19 protein-coding genes are annotated in these 19254 nt (G+C 33.7%); 11 read left to right on the top strand and 8 right to left on the bottom strand.

Annotated features, from left to right (window positions below; translation table 11 throughout):
• The coding region (locus tag ACQY56_RS04850) for an IS3 family transposase (RefSeq protein WP_428743734.1) at positions 1-95 on the top strand (95 nt) is incomplete at its 5' end.
• A 28-nt stretch (positions 96-123) separates the two neighbouring features.
• On the opposite strand, the gene ACQY56_RS04855 is transcribed toward ACQY56_RS04850, so the two are convergent.
• Positions 124-648 (bottom strand): esterase/lipase family protein, encoded by a 525-nt coding sequence (locus ACQY56_RS04855; protein WP_428739359.1) that lies wholly within the window; start codon positions 646-648, stop codon positions 124-126.
• A gap of 60 nt (positions 649-708) precedes the next feature.
• A complete protein-coding gene (locus tag ACQY56_RS04860; protein WP_428739360.1) occupies positions 709-1233 on the bottom strand; it encodes a hypothetical protein in 525 nt (174 codons plus the stop codon).
• 1 nt (position 1234) lies between these two features.
• Here ACQY56_RS04860 and ACQY56_RS04865 point away from each other — a divergent pair, with 1 nt between their 5' ends.
• On the top strand, positions 1235-1939 hold the full coding sequence (locus ACQY56_RS04865) for an ATP-binding protein (RefSeq protein WP_428739361.1): 705 nt from the start codon (positions 1235-1237) through the stop codon (positions 1937-1939).
• Positions 1940-1945: 6 nt separating this feature from the next.
• Here the strand turns inward: ACQY56_RS04865 and metH are convergent, their stop codons facing one another.
• On the bottom strand, positions 1946-5428 hold the full coding sequence (gene metH, locus ACQY56_RS04870) for a methionine synthase (RefSeq protein WP_428739362.1): 3483 nt from the start codon (positions 5426-5428) through the stop codon (positions 1946-1948).
• A 159-nt stretch (positions 5429-5587) separates the two neighbouring features.
• On the opposite strand from metH, the gene ACQY56_RS04875 reads away from it, so the two are divergent.
• From ACQY56_RS04875 to aroC, 9 genes are all read left to right on the top strand, one after another.
• Positions 5588-6256, top strand: a complete 669-nt coding sequence (locus ACQY56_RS04875) for a recombinase family protein (protein WP_428739363.1) — start codon at positions 5588-5590, stop codon at positions 6254-6256.
• 33 nt (positions 6257-6289) lie between these two features.
• Positions 6290-7729, top strand: a complete 1440-nt coding sequence (gene ccoG / locus ACQY56_RS04880) for a cytochrome c oxidase accessory protein CcoG (RefSeq protein WP_428739364.1) — start codon at positions 6290-6292, stop codon at positions 7727-7729.
• 67 nt (positions 7730-7796) lie between these two features.
• Positions 7797-11330 carry a DUF748 domain-containing protein gene (locus ACQY56_RS04885; protein ID WP_428739365.1) on the top strand — a complete coding sequence of 1178 codons (3534 nt, stop codon included), beginning with the start codon at positions 7797-7799 and terminating at the stop codon, positions 11328-11330.
• 64 nt (positions 11331-11394) lie between these two features.
• Complete coding sequence (locus ACQY56_RS04890) at positions 11395-12462, top strand: YeiH family protein (RefSeq protein ID WP_428739366.1); 1068 nt, start codon at positions 11395-11397, stop codon at positions 12460-12462.
• Between the two features lie 92 nt (positions 12463-12554).
• Positions 12555-13019 (top strand): hypothetical protein, encoded by a 465-nt coding sequence (locus ACQY56_RS04895; protein ID WP_428739367.1) that lies wholly within the window; start codon positions 12555-12557, stop codon positions 13017-13019.
• Entirely contained in the window at positions 13020-14066 is a 1047-nt protein-coding gene (locus ACQY56_RS04900; protein ID WP_428739368.1) for a tetratricopeptide repeat protein, read from the top strand. It abuts the gene before it with no gap.
• Positions 14041-14469 carry a ribonuclease HI gene (gene rnhA, locus ACQY56_RS04905; RefSeq protein ID WP_428739369.1) on the top strand — a complete coding sequence of 143 codons (429 nt, stop codon included), beginning with the start codon at positions 14041-14043 and terminating at the stop codon, positions 14467-14469. Before ACQY56_RS04900 ends, rnhA begins: the two co-directional genes overlap by 26 nt.
• A 25-nt stretch (positions 14470-14494) precedes the next feature.
• Positions 14495-15175, top strand: a complete 681-nt coding sequence (gene rnc / locus ACQY56_RS04910; protein WP_428739370.1) for a ribonuclease III — start codon at positions 14495-14497, stop codon at positions 15173-15175.
• Positions 15176-15187: 12 nt separating this feature from the next.
• Positions 15188-16261: a chorismate synthase gene (gene aroC / locus ACQY56_RS04915; protein ID WP_428739371.1), complete on the top strand. Its 1074-nt coding sequence runs from the start codon at positions 15188-15190 to the stop codon at positions 16259-16261.
• Between the two features lie 13 nt (positions 16262-16274).
• On the opposite strand, the gene ACQY56_RS04920 is transcribed toward aroC, so the two are convergent.
• The 5 genes from ACQY56_RS04920 to ACQY56_RS04940 all read right to left on the bottom strand — a co-directional run.
• Complete coding sequence (locus ACQY56_RS04920) at positions 16275-17018, bottom strand: DUF4395 domain-containing protein (protein WP_428739372.1); 744 nt, start codon at positions 17016-17018, stop codon at positions 16275-16277.
• A gap of 14 nt (positions 17019-17032) precedes the next feature.
• Positions 17033-17995: a hypothetical protein gene (locus tag ACQY56_RS04925; protein ID WP_428739373.1), complete on the bottom strand. Its 963-nt coding sequence runs from the start codon at positions 17993-17995 to the stop codon at positions 17033-17035.
• A gap of 69 nt (positions 17996-18064) precedes the next feature.
• Complete coding sequence (locus ACQY56_RS04930; RefSeq protein WP_428739374.1) at positions 18065-18499, bottom strand: MOSC domain-containing protein; 435 nt, start codon at positions 18497-18499, stop codon at positions 18065-18067.
• Entirely contained in the window at positions 18496-19023 is a 528-nt protein-coding gene (locus ACQY56_RS04935; protein WP_428739375.1) for a thioredoxin family protein, read from the bottom strand. Before ACQY56_RS04935 ends, ACQY56_RS04930 begins: the two co-directional genes overlap by 4 nt.
• 91 nt (positions 19024-19114) lie before the next feature.
• Positions 19115-19254: thiosulfate oxidation carrier complex protein SoxZ (locus ACQY56_RS04940; RefSeq protein ID WP_428743735.1), on the bottom strand; the 140-nt coding region annotated here is incomplete at its 5' end.

A 19254-nucleotide genomic window follows, 5' to 3' on the forward strand; every position in this document is an offset into this window, starting at 1 on the left:
TGTTCTATAACTCAAAAAGAAGACATAGTTATTTGGGTTATATTTCTCCAAATGAATTTGAAAAAAGGTATAATTTGGAGTCTTTAAAAAATTAGGTTTTTACTGGAGCAGTATTTGTCTAGTTTATTGGGGACATTCCAGAACCTCAAGAGATGTTGTGTTTTTCCATTGTTTTTGTATGCCATTTTCAAGTTTCATAACAAACATCCTTGTATTATTTATATGAGGAGTATGTAATGTAACTAAATATATACTTTTGAGGTAGCTAAACCTTACTGTAAAGTCTTTTGCAAGTAATCCTCCCTGGCTATGACCTATGAGGATAATATTCTTATAATGTTCAATATAATTGTATAGTTCTTCAGATAATAATTTGAGTGAATTAATGGGTGACTGGGTGTATAAAAGTTTAGATGGATTGCTATAGCCATAGTCAAATGTTGCTAGTTGAAAATCGGAAAATATTTTTGACTTCTTACTGAGTTCTGACCAAAAATAATAGTTTTTCTTGATCTTGAAAGCTGATTCCGTAGAACTAAAGATACCGTGAATAAATACAACAACTGTATCTTTATTGGTTTGATTATTAATATATTTGAAACGATTAGTTCTAATAGAGTATTGTAGCGCTTTACCTATATTAATCATAAAAAAATAATAACACTTATAACTTGAAAAAAGTAAAAAATTATTTGAAATAAATATTAATTAATAATATTGTGCATAATTTTCACAAATTTTTTTGATCCATCCACTAGCAAAAAAATACCACTTAAATAATCCTCGATTATATAGAGCATTAAGATCTAACTCAACTTCAGTCCAAGCTTGATCGTCAAGTTTAAACAAATGAAATCTTTCAAGGTTATTACCCTTATTGTATTTCTTGTAAAAAACTGGTTCATCATCCTTATATAGTCCAGCTAAAGAGAATGTGTTATTGTCATTGTTAATATCAAAACTATCAAAAAGTTCATCATAAAAGAAATTAAAATATGGGGTGTCATAATCAATGGTCTCATTTTCAAATTGTTCTCTTGTAGGTTCAATAATTTTATCTGTTTTATAACCTGCTAATTCAAATAATAAAACATAATTTCTACATCTATATGCAGAACATATTATGAAAGGCTTTTGAATATAGTCGCACTTATTACTGTGAAATTGCAATGTTGTCGCACTATTTATTGTAATAGTCGCATTTTTAATTGTGAACTTGTTTACTTCTGCCATTATGATTTCCTCTGTTTTACGTGATTTTGTTTTTTCGTTTGTCGCATTAATTGTTGTAAATTACAGTGGCAGTCACAGAGCGAGGATAGGCGAGGTTGGCTTAGCTCATAATGGTGTGCTTTTTTTCGATGAATTACCACACTTTTCAAAAAATGTTTTAGAGTCTTTACGTGAACCGATGCAAGATGGAAAAATTCGCATCTCTCGTGTAAATGCAAAAGTAGATTATCCAGCAAACTTTTTATTTGTAGGGGCGATGAATCCTTGCCCGTGTGGTAACCTTTTAGATGAGACTAAAGAGTGTCGTTGTAATGAATTAGAGATTCAAAAGTATAAAAATCGTCTTAGTGATCCGTTTTTAGATCGTATAGATATAAATGTTGTAATGCAACAAGTTTCATCAGAAGATCAGAGTTCGTATAGTTCAAAACAGATGCACAAGATGGTTTTAGAAGCACAAATATTTGCACTGCAAAGAGGGCAAATAAGTTTTAATGGAAAAATGAGCGATGAGGAGATAGAACAGTTTTGTACAATGGATACAGAGGCAAAAACTGTTTTAGAGATGGCAGTAAATAGATTTGCACTCAGTTTTAGGAGTATAAAGAAGTTGCAAAAAGTAGCTCGTACAATTGCCGATCTCTCCCAATCAAATTTAATAACAAAAGAGCATATGTTAGAAGCAGTTAGTTATAGAAGAAGGTAAGTTCTTCTATATATTGTAATACGTTGCATTTGGATGGTATACAACTAAAGCGGATGTACTTTGTTCGGGATGAATTTGGAAAGTTTCACTTAATTCTATCCCAAATTCTTCAGGTTTTAGAAGGTTAAAAAGTGGGCGGTTAAGCTCTAGGTCTGGACATGCCGGGTATCCAAATGAGTAACGTGCACCTTGGTATTTGTTCATCTGTACATCTGCGATTGTAGCACCTTCACTCTTGGTAATCCCAAGATCAAGTCTGATCTGTTTGTGTGCAATCTCAGCTAACGCCTCAGCCAACTCTACACCTAAACCATGCACTTGATAATACTCTGTATAATCCCCTCGATCATAAATCTCTTTTTCAAGTTGGCTGAGTTTTGCCCCAGCACTTACACAAGTCATAGCTATCACATCATGACGATCGCTGTGGAAAAAGTCACTGAGTGCTCTGTGAGGCTGTTTACTCTGGCGAGGGAAAGTAAGTATCTCTTTTGCACGTCCCATAACGTTGTCTAGTGGTTCACGATTGATCTGATCTTCGCTGTTATACCCTTCCGATTCATCAAAGATTAATAAAGAGGTGTCATCACTTCTACATGGCCAGTAACCGTATAAAATAGTAGGCTCAAAGAGTTTCTCTTCCAAAAACTGTTGTTTGAGTTTTTCATATGTAGGCCAAACCACTTCATCAAGCTGTTTTTGATACGCTTCTTTACTAAGCCCTTTAGAGTTATAACCCCAACGTTGTTTAAAAAGTATCTTATGGTTGATCCACTCAAATGCCATTTCGATTTGTTGTTGTGTTAGTTTGATCTCACGTCTTCCCCAAAATGGAGGTGTTGGAACTGTTACATTGCGATTGGGCATTGTAAGCTCAGAAAATGGCGGAATAATTACCTCTTTTTTCTCTTTGTGTTCTACATTTGGTGCATCAGGATGTAGGTTCGTATCAAAATTTCCAGCTTCGATACGACTCATTGCTGTTACACCATCAAACGCATCTTTACAGTAAAAGATAGGTCCATCATAGATAGGGCGGCAAAAATCATCTATAAAACTTCGCGTTAGTGCTGCCCCACCAAGTAAAACAGGGATATTAATGTCACGACGTTGTAGTTCTTCAAGGTTTTCTTTCATCACTTGTGTTGATTTTACAAGTAGACCACTCATTCCAAGTGCTGAGATATGTCCAGCTTCTATCGCTTGTATATACTCTTCAAGCTCCACTTTGATCCCAAGGTTTTGTACTTTATATCCGTTGTTTGAGAGAATGATATCTACAAGATTTTTTCCAACATCATGCACATCCCCTTTAACTGTTCCAAGTGCCAAAGTTGTATCAACCGCTTTTTCAACTTTTGGTAGGTAAGGGTTAAGGTAATCAACTGTTTTTTTCATAGTTTCGGCAGACTGCAAAACAAATGGCAACTGCATTTGACCTGATCCAAAAAGCTCACCAACTACTTTCATAGCATCGATTAAAATTTCATTTACTATTTTTTCTGGAGCAATTGTATGACGAGCCTCTTCCACAAGTGGGATCATACGCTCTTTATCACCATCCATTAGAAGTTTTTTGATCTTATCTTCATCACTCATCGCTAAATATTCAGCATCTTCAGCCTCACTATCAACTGCCTCTTTTGAACTGAAATGATCGATGAACTTAAAAAGTGGTTCCTTTCCACGATTAAAGATCAGGTTATCACAGATACCCTGATCCTCTTTTGAGATTTTATTGATTGGTATGATATGTTTTACATTGATAATAACCGATGTTAGTCCAGCTTCAATACAATGGTGTAAAAACATTGAGTTCAAGTACGGTCGGGCATCTTTATCTAAACCAAACGAGATGTTTGAGAGTCCTAGCGTAGTTCCTACTTCAGGGTGTCTTTTTTGAAATTCACGGATTGCTTCGATTGTATTAATCCCAGCATCGACATATTCTTCATCGCCACTTCCAAGTGTAAATGTTAAGAGGTCAAATACTAAATTTTCAGGATTTATACCATGTTTTTCTGTAGCTAATTGGTATATACGCTCGGCAACTTCAAGTTTTCTTTCAACTGTTTTTGCCATCCCCTCTTCATCGATCACTAAACAAACAAGTGCAGCACCAAACTTTTTAGCTAAAGAACAGATCGCATCAAACTTTTCGATCCCATCTTCAAGGTTTACAGAGTTGATGATCGGTTTGCCACCGATGTTTTTAAGAGCTATCTCTAACGCTGGAGTTTGGGTAGAATCAGGCATAAGTGGCAGAGCGATTTTTTGTGCGTACATCTGCATAACGCTGTTCATATCTTTAGACTCATCACGCCCTGCAAACCCAACTGAGACATCAAGTACATGTGCACCAGCACGTACTTGTTGTTGTCCAACACTTAAAGTCCCCTCATAGTCTTCATCTAAAAGGAGTTCACGAAACGCTTTTGAACCAGTTGCATTGCTTCGCTCACCTATAAGTAGTGGAGCTGGATCTTGCTTGATCGTCGTTGTGTTAAAAAGTGAAGCTAACGAAGTTGGTTGTGAGCCAATAGGTTTTTTTGGCTGTTTGTTAGTAACACGATCAACCAAAGCTCTAATATGCTGAGGTGTAGTCCCACAACATCCACCTAAAAAGCTAACGCCATCGTAGCGTAAAAAATTCTCTTGTTTGTTTGCAAACTCATCTGGTCCCATTGGGTAATAAGTATACCCACCACGGTTTTGTGGTAAACCTGCATTTGCATGAACACTAATAGGTTTACCCCAAAGCTCACTGAGAGTTTTGACATGTTTTTCAACTTGATCAGGACCTGTCCCACAGTTAAACCCTAAAGAGATAATATCAAATGGCTCTAAAATAGTAGCAATCGTACTTGCATCAGTTCCGATAAGCATAGTTCCGCTAAGCTCAATCGTAACTGAAACCATAATTGGAATCTCTACATCTCTTTGACGAGATGCTTCTTGACATGCATGTAAAGCTGCTTTGATTTGTAAAGGGTCTTGTGCAGTTTCAAGCAAAAAGATATCTACACCACCATCGATCAAACCTAAACAAAACTCAGTATACCCCTCATACATCTCATCGTATGTGATATGCCCAAGCGAAGGAAGTTTTGTCCCTGGACCAATCGAGCCTAAACAAAATCTTGGTTGTTCTGGAGTTGAAAACTCTTCACATTTTTTCTTTACTAACTCAGCTCCAGCACGAGTGAGCTCATATGCACGATCAGAGATGCCATACTCATCCAAGACCCAAGCAAATGACCCAAATGTATTTGTAGTGATAAGATCAGCACCAGCAACAAGATAGGCATTGAAAATATCATTCATCACCTCAGGTGCTGTGACATTTAATAGTTCATTACACCCTTCATTTCCTTCCCAAGCTTCTTGTGGAATCTGTGCTTCACGTTGTTGGAGTTGTGTACCCATAGCACCATCAATGATAAGTGGGCGTTTTTTGATCGTTTCTAAAATATATTGTTTTGTTGTCATCTTATTGTCATATGGTTTGAATCTTTTGTATGTGGATTTTAACATCTTTGAGCATAAAAACTTCTGTAGTTATATTTTCAATTACAAAAATTTAAGAAAAAATGACGAATAAATATAAAGATTACTTGACTTTTAACATCAATTAGGGATATAATGACGATGAAAATCAAATTTATGTGGAGTTTATACGTTATGACAATTGCTTATATCAGACCAGAAAAGAACTTTGACGCTGTTCATGAACAACTACAACTTATAAACTCTTATGCTATTGCAAACAACATTGTTATAGATGATGAATATATAGATTACTCTTCACAAAACAAACGTTTAGAAGATCGCCAAGAGGTGACGAAATATTTTCAGTCTCATGGTGGTTCATCTTTGCTCATAAGTGATATTTGGGTTTTAACAACGAATATGGAAGACCTTATTCAGATGTTTTCTTGCCTTTTGCGTAATGAGTTTAATGTGCATTTTATTAAACAAAATGTTATAATGAGTAAAGGAAGTAGTTCTATGTTAGTCCTTGGTCTTATGGATCACCTAAGACAAAGCTTACAAGAAGAAGCAAAACGCTCTATAGGAAGACCAAGAGGCAGTAAATCTAGTTCAAAGTTTGATATCTACATAAATGAGATTGTACAGTATATACAAGATGGTAAGAGTGTGAGTGAAATAGCACGTTTACTAGGAGTGAGTAGGAGTTCGTTAAAGGACTACATAGAATCACGCGAATTAAAACAAGTTGCTTTTGGTTCGTTATTACCAAAAGCTCCAGAAAATGCTGAAGAACACATCATAAACACTATAGTGTGCCCAAACTGAGATTACAAGAGATTAAAATTTAGGAGAATTCGTATGAGTCAAGAGACTACAAAAAAAGGTTTTAAAATACCTTCACCTTGGAGATATAAACGTTATTACATGATTGTAGTAGCAACTATTATTTCAATAGTAATACCATGGATAGAGATAAATGGAAATCATCTATTTTTATTTAGCTTTGATAAATTGAAGTTACACCTTGCATTTATTCAATTTGATATGCAAGAGTTGTATTTGATGCCATTTTTATTGATGTTACTTTTTATAAGTATTTTTGGTATGACAGTTGTTGGTGGTAGGGTCTTTTGTGGATGGTTTTGTCCGCAAACTCTTTTTAGAGTTATCTATCGCGACTTAATTGAGACAAAAATTTTAGGTCTTAGAAAACGTATAGGTAATAAACAACAAGAACCAGATATGTCAAAGCCTGAAAATAAGGTAAAAAAAGTAATTGCTATATTAATTTGGACTGTTTTAGCTCTTTTAGCTGCAGCTGATTTTATGTGGTATTTTGTACCGCCAGAGGATTTCTTTAACTACTTAAACAATCCAGCGGATCATGTTGTAATGTTAGGGTTTGTTATCGGTGTAGCTGGATTTTTAGTGTATGACATTATCTTTTTAAAAGAGAACTTTTGTGTATATGTTTGTCCTTATTCTCGTATTCAATCTGTTTTATATGATGAGCATACTGTTATGGCATTATATGATGAGCATCGTGGTGGAACTATTTACAATCAAGAGGGAACTAAAGAGTTTACAAAACAAAAAGATCTTCAAGCTGTAAATGAAACAGCAGAGTGTACAACTTGTGAAAAGTGTGTAACTGTTTGTCCTACACATATCGATATTCGTAAAGGATTACAACTTGAGTGTATCAACTGTTTAGAGTGTGTTGATGCTTGTACATCAGTTATGGGACAACTAGGTAAGCCTTCACTTGTTACTTGGTCAAGTGATTATGAGATTGTTGATCGTAAAGGAAAAACTCGTTTCTTCCGTCCAAAAGTTTTAGCATATGGTGTGATTTTATTAATCGTAGCAACTATTTTAGGTTTCATGGGAACAACAAAAGAGCATATGCTACTTAATATTAATAAAGAGACACAAGCATATAGTATAGAGAAAAAAGATGGTAAATTTGTAGTAGAAAACTCTTATACATTCTTGGTACAAAATATCCAAAAAGAGAAAATGAAGTACTACTTTGATGTAGAGATTCCTAAAGAGTTTCAAGGAAGTATAGAAGTTGCAAGACCATTGAAACCTTTTACGGTAATTCCAGAGAAAAAGAAAAGAAAAATTGTACTTTTACGTGCAGTTGGTGATCTTGGAAAATCTGAAAAAGTGGATACTATCATCCCTATCAAAGTACATGCATATGCTTTAGATAAAGATGGCAAACCAAGTGAAAAAATCTCAGTGTATAGAAACTCAACTTTTATCTATCCAAGTAAAGAGCAATTAAAGTAATTTGTAAATTTATAATTAACTTTAAATAAGCTATACTCCGCATACTATGTGATGTGGGGTATACAGCATGAAAAAACTTCAAAAATATCTTCTATATATAGTTTTAGTTTACGCAGTTATAGGCTTTTTCATCCTTCCCTTTGTTTTAAAGTCACAATTGCCAAAGTTGATTGAGCAAAATACTTACACAAAAGTTTCTATAGACTCTGTTTATCTTAACCCTTTCCTTTTTACACTTAAAATTTCCGATATTCAACTGAGTGATCTGCACCAAAAACCTCTTTTTAGTGCAGATTCATTTTTTGTTGATTTAGATTTATACTCTTTAGTATATGGTGCTGTAAATATTGCAAAACTAGAGATAATAAATCCAAATGTGTATGTTGTAAACAATCAAGATAAAACACTCAACCTTTTAAGTATAGTCAAAACGACAAAAACACCGCAAAACGATAAAAAAACAGATACTAAAATACCTAGAGTTATAATAGGAAAATTTAGTATAGATGATGCAAAGATTCATTATAGTGATTTTACAAGGGATGAACCATTTTATTTCACCTTTAATCAGTTAGACCTTGAACTTAAAGATATCGATACACATGACTTAAACAGCAGTGATGGTGCTTTTGCTTTTTATGCAAATTTAGGTGATGGTGCTTTTTTGAGTCTCAATACACAAGTAGATGGATTTCAACCATTTGCGTTTCATGGGCATATAGATTTTAAAGCAAACCAACTTTACACTGAGTGGACTTATATCAAAGATATGCTCAATTTTGAAGTAGCAGATGGTAAAGCTTCGTTAAATAGTGATTTTAGTATAAATCTTGATGATTTAGAAGCTACAAAAATTGAAAACGTTAATTTTGCGATAAATAATTTACGAGTTAAACCAAAGGATAAAGCACAGGATATTCTAAGATTAAAAAACTTCCAAATTGCAAATGTAGATATGTTACCAATGAAGCAAAAACTTCATATAGGTGATGTTATACTTGATTCTTTATATCTCAATGTTAATAGATTACAAGATGGTACTATAGATTTACAAAACTATTTTGCGCTAGATACACAAAAAGAAAACAATCAAACAAAAAGTGAAGCTACACCATGGAGTGTAAATGTTGATACGATTGCCTTAGGAAAAATCTCAACAACATTTACAGATTATACAGTAGATGAAAATGTTGTGAGTAAAGTTTCTGATCTTACTATCGCTGCTAAAGATATAGAACTAAATTCTAAAACCCCTTTTCCATATAAAATTTCCACTTTTATCAATGAAACAGCTTCGTGTGAATTGGGTGGTGATATTGTTCAAAAACCATTAGATATACGTTCTCACATAGTTTGTAAAGATTTTGATGTTACCCACTACAACCCATATATCGATCAAGCTGCAGCTAATATACTGAAAAAATATAATGTAGCACTTGATTCTTTACTCACAAATATGGATATACATTTAAAGTTACTAGATAACAATAACACTTTTAATGTGATGTTAGAAGATTCACTTTTGTCTCTCAATGATTTTAGATTGAAAAAAAGAGATACAAAAGAGAATTTAGTTACATTTAACTCTTTTGTTTTTGATAAGATAGGTTTTGATCTTGCTAAAAAAGATATGAAAATTGGTAAGATTGATTTAAATAATCTCCACACTTATATCAAAAGATATAAAGATACAAAACTCAATGTAGTTGATTTGGTTGTTCCAAAAACTCAAAAACAAACAACTAACAAGAAAGAAAAAAGTGATTTTCATCTTAATATAAAAGAGTTTGCACTCAATAATGCCAAAGTAGATTTTACCGATGAAGCATTGGAGAAAACGGTAAAACAAACACTTTCAAAAATCAATGTTTCTGTTTTTAATATCGATAGTGATAAAAATACGTGGCTAAACTATAAAACTTCTCTACAAATAAATAAAACTGGACAATTTTATTCCAATGGGAAGTTACGCCATACACCTTTAAAACAAAGCGGTCAATTTAATCTTAAAAATCTTTCAATTGCAGATATTAACCCATATCTTAATGAAGCAACATATATAAGTGTTGAAGATGGAAAATTAGGTATAAGTGGAAAAACAAGCTACGTAAAATCAAAAAACAGACCTGATTTAAGTGTAGAAGGAAAACTTGATATAAAATCCCTTTTTATCAATAATGCACTAGATGATTCGACACTTTTTTCACTGAATAAGCTTGATGTTAAAAAGTTTACATATGAGCTTTCTCCAGATCGTTTATATGTTGATGAGGTAGATGTAGATGCTTTTTATGTAGATGCGTTTGTTGATGAAAATAAAACACTCAATTTTGCAAAATTACGTAAAAAAATCGATACAAATGAATCGAATATTACGGTACAAACAGAGCCTGATAACTCAAAACCATTTGATGCAAAAATAGTAAAAATAAATGTTACAAACGGAAGTGCAAAGTTTGCTGATTTTTCTATACCAATTAAATTTCAAACACATATTCATGATCTCAATGGTGTCATCTATGTACTCTCTTCGCTCCCAGGTGAAACAAGTTATATCAATCTTCTTGGAGAGGTTGATAAATATGGTTCTACCGTGCTTAAAGGAAGTGTTGATGCATCGAGTCCAAAACTTTATACTGATCTTGATTTTAACTTTAAAAACTTGGAGTTGAGTTCTCTTAGTGGGTACAGTGCAACATTCGCTGGGTATAAAATCGATTCTGGGAAACTCTATTTGGACTTAGGTTATGACATCATTAACTCACAAATGCAAGGTTCAAATAGTGTAATGATTAATAAAATTATTTTGGGTGATGAGATCGATGATGAGAATGTAACCCATTTACCGCTTGGATTTGTAATAGGTTTACTTGAAGATAATGATGGAATAATTGATCTGAATTTGCCAGTTGAAGGCAATGTAGATGCACCTGATTTTAGATATGGGGCAGTAGTTTGGAAAGTATTTTCCAATCTCATCACAAAAGCGGTCACAGCTCCGTTTGCACTTTTAGGTTCTATGATGGGAATTGATGGTGAAAAGCTTTCATACATAGAGTTTGAAGATGGAAAATCTGTTATAACACCTTCGCAGCGTGAGAAGTTAGACAATATTGCTAAAATGATGTTAAAACGCCCGAAAATTAATCTAGCAATCTCAGCAACATATGATAAAAAAGCTGATTTATCTGCACTTAAGCGGGAGAAACTTATAGCTATTGTACTTGAAAAAAGTGGCATAAAAAATATCGATGAACAAGAGAATGCTTTAACGATAGATCTCTTAGAAGAGATTTATGATGATTTACGGGATGATGACAAACTTGATAGACTTAAAGAGAGACTTGAAAAAGAGTATAAAGGTGAAGAGCTACAAAGGGTATATCAAAAAGAGCTCTTAGCATTAGATATAGATATACAAGAAGTTTTACCTAAAGAGCTAGAATCACTAGCAAAAAATAGACAAAGTATAATAGAAAATTATTTATTAAATGAAAAAAATATAGACCCTAAACGCTTAGAAAATACGGAGTTTAAGCAGTTAGATGATAGTGGCACAGGTGTTGTCAAAAATGCTTTAGATGTAAAAGTAAATGATTAGTATGTGATGTTTTTGTTATAATTGCGCCTTAAAATTTATAGAGTTCTTATAAAAGGGTGAGATTATGGCATTTTCAAAAGAAAATCGAAAAGGGACAATCTCTGGAATTATCTTTGTTGCTATCTTTGCAGCAGCAGCAACTATGATTGCAGATATTAGTGCTATTAAAAATTTAGGGATATCTCCATTAGTTATTGGTATTGTATTAGGTATTTTTTATGCAAATACTTTACACAATCATGTACCAAGTGCATGGGGAAGTGGTATAACATTTTCTGGTAAAAAAATTCTTCGTTTTGCAATTGTATTTTATGGTTTTAGAATTACTTTTCAAGAAATTATGGATGTTGGTATGAGTGGATTCATGGTTTCACTCATTATGTTAGCAACGACTTTTATTCTTGGTTCATATTTAGGTTATAAACTTTTCAAAATGGATAAAGATACATCAATGCTAACAGCTGCAGGTGCTTCAGTGTGTGGAGCTGCTGCTGTTTTAGCAACAGAGCCAGTTTTAAAAGCTGAGGGGCACAAAACTGCTGTTGCAGTTTCTATGGTTGTACTCTTTGGTACAATTTCAATGTTTTTATATCCAGTTTTATACTCAACTATTATTGAACCAGCTACTGGTTTTTTACATATGAGTACACAAGAGTTTGGTATCTATGTTGGTGGTACTATACATGAAGTTGCACAAGTTGTAGCTGTTCCAGCTTCAATCCCAGGTGCTCCTACTGAGATGGCAAATTCAGCTGTAATTGTGAAGATGACACGTGTTATTATGATTGCGCCGATGTTAATTATTTTAGGAATTTACCTTTCGATGGCAGCGAAAAAAACTGGTTCGGCTGCAGGTGGTGTAAAACTTGTGATTCCTTGGTTCGCGGTGTATTTCATCGGTATGGCTGGGTTTAACTCTTTGCAGTTAGTACCAAAAGAGATTGTTAGTGTTATTAATGAGATCGATACATTTTTACTGACAATGGCTATGACAGCACTTGGTATGGGTACAATTTTCTCTAAATTTAAAGGTTTGGGACTCGCTCCACTTTATACAGCAGGTGCAATGTTTGTATGGCTTGTAGTTGGTGGTTTTGTGGTTACCAAAGTTGTAGTGGGAATATTTTCATAACACTACAACCTTTTTTAGAGGTGCCCTTAATAAATCTATTTGAAAAAAAAGTATATAATTTACTGAAATAGATAAAATAGAAGGGGGAAGATATGTCAGCTTTACCAGATACGCTTAATTCATTTTGGCTTTGGCGTGAAGTTTATGGAAAACTTGGCATCTCTAATCCAGCGTATAAATACTGGAAAAACTCCTCTACACTTAAACTCAATAACAAATACGTTTTTATTGAAAAAAATACACTGCCACAAAAATATCAACATGTTGAAGAGATACTTACTGACCTCTCAGGATACCTTCCAATCAAATATGCATCCGATCAGCTTCATGTAAATGAGCATCTTTTTTTAACAGACAAAATGAAACTACATAATGAGTTTGAGTATAAATTTGTCGAAGATGTAAAATTTGTAAATATCAAAAAGTTTTTTAAAGAGCATGGAATCCTTGTTCCAAAAAATGCGCTTATACAATTAGGTCGTACAAAAGATTTAGAAATTACCCACGATTGTACATTTTACAATTTAAAAAATGATTATGGAATAGTGGTATATTAGATGGGTAGTTTTTTTATAGAGTTTCGTGATCCACTTTTCTCTATTATTATCTTTTTCTCTATCATCTTTGTAATCACATTTATCTCTTACTGGTGGGGGAGATATAGACGTAAAGAAGATACAAAAGATATAGACAGATTTGTTAAACAGTTTCGTACACTCCCTTCAAAAAACGAACTTAAGGTGCTTATCTCTAGTGGTGCTCTCTCTCAAAAATCTTGGTTATTACTTGCAGCTTCATATTACAAAAATGGGGATTATGAAAAAGCGATAGAGATATATAATGAGATTTTACAAATTAGTAAAGAATCAGATGCCAAAAAAACGATGTTTTTACTCGGAAAAACTTATTTCCGTGCTGGTTTTTTAGCGCGTTCAAAACAGATATTTTTAGAGATTTTAAAAAAATCTCCCCGCACACCTGAAGCGCTTAATTACCTTTTACTTGTGTATGAACAGATGCGCGACTATAAAGCTGCTAAGGATGTTTTAGAGCCTTTAGATGAATTAGGAGAAGATATAGCACTTGATAGTGAATATCTTCAAGCGTTAAGTATCCTCAATGATACAAAACTGAGTGAACAGCTTAAATGTGAAAAACTTTTAACAATCTACAAAGAAAATCATAATTTGATTTATATGATTTTTGAGTATCTATTTCGTATAAATCCAAAACTTGCATGGGAAAATTTGGATCATTCAAAGAGTGATATTTTAGTACAAGTGCTGTGGAATTTAAACCCACAAGAACTTAATTTAGATATAATTTCACAAAATGGCTATTTACGAGAGCTTTATAGTGCTCGAGGTGATATAAACTTGGCAAAATCGAGTTCAACTTTTGAATTTGATGTTTTAATAAAGCTGGGTGGAAAGGCAAATGCAACGCTCGGTTTTGAATATGTGTGTTCAAGCTGTAAGGGAACATACCCTTTTGCTTTTCATCGTTGTAGTGCATGTCATGCGATTGATAGTGCTACTACAGAGATAACACTTGGGCGCGATTATATGAGGGAATTTGGTGAAGAAAGTAACTCTTTTCAGTGATGGAAGTGCATTAGGCAACCCTGGACCTGGTGGTTTTGGTACGATACTTCGTTATGCTGACAAAGAAAAAGAGATTGTAGGGAGTGAAGAGCACACTACAAATAATAGAATGGAGCTTCGCGGAGTTATAGAGGGTTTAAAAGCGCTCAAGCAACCTTGTGATGTTACAATTATCAGTGATTCCTCTTATGTTGTTAAAGGGATCACTGAGTGGCTTGATGGTTGGATAAAAAAAGAGTTTAAAAAGGTGAAAAATCCTGACCTTTGGCAGGAGTATATAGAGGTTTCAAAACCTCATAAAATAGATGCGCTTTGGGTAAGAGGGCACGATGGACACATTGAAAATGAGCGGTGTGATAAACTAGCACGTGGTGCTGCAGAGGCAGTAAAAAATTTACAATGAGGTAAACATTTCAGTTGAGGATATTATGCACAAAAAGATAGATACATTAGAACATAGGTTAGGATATAGGTTTGAAGATAAAAACCTCATTATCGAAGCGCTGACACATAAAAGTTATAAACAGCCCTACGATAATGAGCGTTTAGAGTTCTTGGGAGATGCAGTTTTAGACCTTGTCGTGGGGGAATATCTGTTTAGAAAGTTTAGAAAATCTGATGAGGGTAAACTCTCTAAAATTCGTGCATCATTAGTGAATGAAACGGGGTTTGATAAATTAGCACGAGCACTTAACTTAGGGGAGTATATCTTACTCTCAAATGCAGAAGAAAATAATGGTGGACGAGAAAAACCATCTCTTCTTTCAAATGCTTTTGAAGCAATTATGGGTGCTATTTATCTCGAAGCTGGTTTAGAAAAAGTGCAAGAGATTTCTATTAAACTTATTGAAGAAAATCATGAAGAGATTTCACTTGATTCACTCTTTCGTGATTTTAAAACAACTTTACAAGAGCTTACACAAGCTCGTTTTGGTATAACACCAGAGTATAAAGTGTTAGCATCTCGTGGACCTGATCATAAAAAAGAGTTTGAAGTGGGTGTATTTATAGAAGATAAAGAGTATGCAAGAGCAGTTGGAAAAAGTAAAAAGATAGCGCAACAAGAAGCAGCAAAACTCACAGTTGCAATGTTAAATGAAGAAAGCTAGGGAAGAGGTCTTATGAATAGTTTTGGTCAAAAATTAAAATTTTCAACATTTGGTGAATCTCATGGTACAGCACTTGGCTGTATACTTGATGGTGTTCCTGCTGGTTTAGAGATTAATGAAGAGTTTATTCAAAATGAGCTTGATCGTAGAAAACCTGGTAAAAGTGAATTTGAAACCGCACGTAAAGAAGAGGATAAAGTTGAAATCTTAAGTGGTGTTTTTGAAGGCAAATCTACTGGAACACCAATAGCAATGGTTATCTACAATACAAATCAAAAATCAAAAGACTACTCAAATATCAAAGATGTATTTCGTCCTGGACATGCCGATTTTACTTACTTTCATAAATATGGACTAAGAGATTACCGTGGTGGTGGAAGAAGTTCTGCTAGAGAGACTGCAGCTCGAGTTGCTGCGGGAGCTATTGCAAAACTAATGTTACGAGAGTTAGGTATTGAAGTATTCAGTGGTATCTCTGAAGTAGCAGGGATTCAAGCAAATAAATTTGATTATGGTTATGTGGATCAAAGTATTATTTATGCACTCGATAGTGATGTTGAACAAAAGCAAAAAGATGCCATCCTTGAAGCCAAAAACAGACACGATTCTGTTGGTGGAGTAAGCCGTGTAGTTATAAAAAATGCACCTATTGGGTTAGGGCAACCAATGTACTATAAACTTGATGGTGTTTTAGCAGATGCTATGATGGGTATAAACGCTGTAAAAGGTGTAGAGATAGGTGATGGTTGTTTGAGTGCAAAAACTACAGGAAGCCAAAATAATGATCAAATACGCGCTAATGGTTTTGAATCAAACCATGCAGGTGGAATTTTAGGTGGTATCAGCAATGGGGATGATATAGTGCTCAATGTTTACTTTAAACCTACACCCTCTATATTTCAAGAGCAACATACAATTACAACAACAAATGAAGAGGTAGATTTCTCGTTAAAAGGGCGTCACGATCCTTGTGTGGCAATTCGTGGGACTATAGTATGTGAGGCTATGGCAGCTTTAGTAGTCGCTGATATGGTTTTGCTTAATATGGGTTCAAAAATGGATGGAGTTATAAAATATTATAAATAAAAGAGAGGTGTCTTTATTCCCCCTCTTCATCTCCAAATTCTGCTTCCATCTCTTTATCATACGCTGCATCTTTTTGTGCTTGGAGTTGGGCATCTGTAAGTACAGCTTCGTGTAAAAATTCTCCAAAGAATGTTTTAGGTTCTTCATAAGCAAAAAATAGATATGTTCCTGCAATGAGACCAGTTATTGTAATGGTAGTAATTATTTTTTGGAGCGGATTAAACATTTGAATAGGCTCTTTTACACGTATTTCACATGTACCACCTGGACAATGTTTAGGGTCTTCTCTTGTGATAAGTTTGTATATAAGGCACCCTACACATATAGCAAAAGCACTCTCTAAAAATGTAAGTAAAAGACAAAGCACACACAACATTACTTTATAGAAAGTGATATCCCAGTGTAGTACAAACCACCAAACTAATGGTAAAGAGATAAACCATCCAAGTGTCCATGCAAAACGTTTTTGCAGTCCTCCAACATATTCTGGTTTTTGGTTTTGTACAACAAATTTACCAAGGAGTAAAGAGGGAGAATAGCTTGGAGAAATCATTCTTGCAGAAAAGTCAAAAAATAAAAATGCTAGATACACTCTTGCTACGATGATATGGTTAAATCCAATACCTACGAAGATAACGATCATTCCAAGAGTTCCAAGTATCCCTGCAGCTGCTCTTGCCTCTCGCTCATTGATAACCGTTACATCATAACCAGGAACTTTTTCTCCATACTCTGTTAAAAAACTTTTTAAATTCAAAAGCTATCCTTTAATTATTTAAACATTTCATTTAAGATATTTTCGATCATCCCTTGCGCTTCTCTAAGAGGCTGCGTTGATTCTTTATCTTGTATATCAAGTGATGTAATCCAGTTTTCAACAGAGAGCCAACCAGCATGTACTTTATTTTCCCCTTTGATTTTGTAAAAATAGAATGAACATGGTGCCCATGCCCCAGCTTCTGGATGGAGTTTTGATACTGGATAAATTACATCAAATTTGCATATAGAGTATGTATCATAGAAGTCATATTTGTCATAGCCATCACTATCAAATAGCTCTTCTTGTAAGTTTGTATAATTTGGAAATAAAAATCCTAGAGGTTCCATCTCTGCTTCAAATTCAGACTCTGTGTCTTCTTTCCAATCATTTGGATTGTTTCCATCTAAATCTATATTAAAAACAAAGTTTGTAGCTAAAGTTTGATCTCTTGGAGTTGGATGATAAGTTAAAGATTTAAACACTCCATTTGGTAAAGCAGTTTGCAAAGCTTTATGAATTTTTTTGGCATATAAAATTAAATCTGGATCAGTTACAGGGATACCCGTTGCCCTCGCCATACCATTGAGTGTAAGAGTTGAGATGTTTATAGTGTCACCTTCGGACCAAATAGACATAGTAAGAGGTATAAGTGCACCAAATTGAGGGTACTTTTTAATGAGTGTTAAACTTAGTTTTGGATCTTGATACATTGCAAGGTTGTAAGTCTCGTAATGGGTATTTCCAAATCTTTGTGAAAAAGGTTTATTCATATCATTGTTTCCAGGAACTTCTAGACCTGTAGCAATAAAAGCGTTTTCAATACTTTTTGGTGTAATTTTTTTATCAGCATTATTGAGTGTAAAAACTTGCACATCTTGGGTTGTTGTAGTGTTTTTTATGTGGACTTCTTTTGTACATCCTAAGAAAAAGAAAGTGCTCAAAACTACCAAGATAAAAGTATTAAATTTACTCATGTAAACCCCTTGTTTAATTGATTCTAAACGTACTGTAACATTTTTTTGATATAAATAAAATTAATAATATTAAATTTTTATCACATTTCCAATTTCTATTACAGATTTTCCACTGATAACTTTTGCAAATATCCCTCTATCGTTTTTTAAAACTTTTGGAAGTTGAGAGTTGACACTTGATAAACCTTTGCAGAGTGTACAGTTTTGAGTGATTTCAAGTGTTGTTTCACCAATTTGTAAAGTTTCACCAGGAACTAAATCATATGGATTTATATCTACAAGTATATTTTCTCCAAGTGAGCCATACTCAATCTCTATAGCTTCTTTTTTTGCTATTTCATAACTCTCTAGTGATGTAATGAGTACGGATCGAAGTAAGTCTTTGGCATAAAACTTATCTTCATATACCCCATCATTATCGACTGTAATCGATTCTGGTGAAACTCTTGTTTTGTTTGCATCATCAAGTGTTGTAAATAATTTTATAACTTTACCTGTTTTCATAGTTTTTGTCTCTTATCTATTGTAGTTTCACTATTCTCTTCAGTGAAACCAATTTGCTTTTTGTATTGGTCAATATCTATAGTTTTGTAAGCATCAGTTTTCATATATTTGAGAATAATTAAAAAATCTTTCTCCTCTATATAACCTACACTCGCATGTTCTAAATTTGCTTGTGCATCTAAAAAAAGCACACTAGGAAAGAAATTATAGCCAATTGTTATTGCAAATTCTCTAGGGGTCATTTTTTTATTTTTATAAATTATTATATCTTCAGTATATGATACATTTATTTGTATAAAATTAAAATTTTTCTCTATATAGTCATGCACATCGTCATCATCAAAAGTAAACTCTTCTAAACGCTCACAATATGGACAACCTGTTCTATGAAGATATACAAGTGGGCTTTTATGAGTTTTTTTTGTCTCAAGTGCAGCTTGATCTAAATTAATAGTTTGTGCAAAAATATTTGTTTGTAAAAATATAACAATACATAAAGTGCTTATAAAAAATTTTTTCAACATTAACGTTTAACCTTGTAGAAATTATTGGGAGATTTAAAGAGAGGATATTTATACTCCCCTCAAAGAAGGGGAATATAGAAAAGAGAAAAAATTATTTAATTTTCCCTTTGCCTTTAAGAGTATTACCTTTTCTATCAACAGCGACCATTTCAATAGCATCACCAGATTTACCAATACCTTTAAGAGCGAACTTGAAGATTGGGTTTTTAGATAAGAATTGAGAAGTAGACA

This window comes from Sulfurimonas sp. (assembly GCF_050296975.1).
Classification (GTDB): Bacteria; Campylobacterota; Campylobacteria; order Campylobacterales; family Sulfurimonadaceae; genus Sulfurimonas.

Bases quoted from the DNA above. Each gene is read 5' to 3' on its own strand.
- ACQY56_RS04875 (WP_428739363.1), top strand. From the start codon at position 5,588: ATGAAAATCAAATTTATGTGGAGTTTATACGTTATGACAATTGCTTAT.
- ACQY56_RS04935 (WP_428739375.1), bottom strand. From the start codon at position 19,023: ATGTTGAAAAAATTTTTTATAAGCACTTTATGTATTGTTATATTTTTA.
- ACQY56_RS04925 (WP_428739373.1), bottom strand. From the start codon at position 17,995: ATGAGTAAATTTAATACTTTTATCTTGGTAGTTTTGAGCACTTTCTTT.
- ACQY56_RS04890 (WP_428739366.1), top strand. From the start codon at position 11,395: ATGGCATTTTCAAAAGAAAATCGAAAAGGGACAATCTCTGGAATTATC.
- metH (WP_428739362.1), bottom strand. From the start codon at position 5,428: ATGACAACAAAACAATATATTTTAGAAACGATCAAAAAACGCCCACTT.
- ACQY56_RS04860 (WP_428739360.1), bottom strand. From the start codon at position 1,233: ATGGCAGAAGTAAACAAGTTCACAATTAAAAATGCGACTATTACAATA.
- aroC (WP_428739371.1), top strand. From the start codon at position 15,188: ATGAATAGTTTTGGTCAAAAATTAAAATTTTCAACATTTGGTGAATCT.
- ACQY56_RS04865 (WP_428739361.1), top strand. From the start codon at position 1,235: ATGATTTCCTCTGTTTTACGTGATTTTGTTTTTTCGTTTGTCGCATTA.
- ACQY56_RS04900 (WP_428739368.1), top strand. From the start codon at position 13,020: ATGGGTAGTTTTTTTATAGAGTTTCGTGATCCACTTTTCTCTATTATT.
- ACQY56_RS04895 (WP_428739367.1), top strand. From the start codon at position 12,555: ATGTCAGCTTTACCAGATACGCTTAATTCATTTTGGCTTTGGCGTGAA.
- ACQY56_RS04885 (WP_428739365.1), top strand. From the start codon at position 7,797: ATGAAAAAACTTCAAAAATATCTTCTATATATAGTTTTAGTTTACGCA.
- rnc (WP_428739370.1), top strand. From the start codon at position 14,495: ATGCACAAAAAGATAGATACATTAGAACATAGGTTAGGATATAGGTTT.
- ACQY56_RS04930 (WP_428739374.1), bottom strand. From the start codon at position 18,499: ATGAAAACAGGTAAAGTTATAAAATTATTTACAACACTTGATGATGCA.
- ACQY56_RS04855 (WP_428739359.1), bottom strand. From the start codon at position 648: ATGATTAATATAGGTAAAGCGCTACAATACTCTATTAGAACTAATCGT.
- ccoG (WP_428739364.1), top strand. From the start codon at position 6,290: ATGAGTCAAGAGACTACAAAAAAAGGTTTTAAAATACCTTCACCTTGG.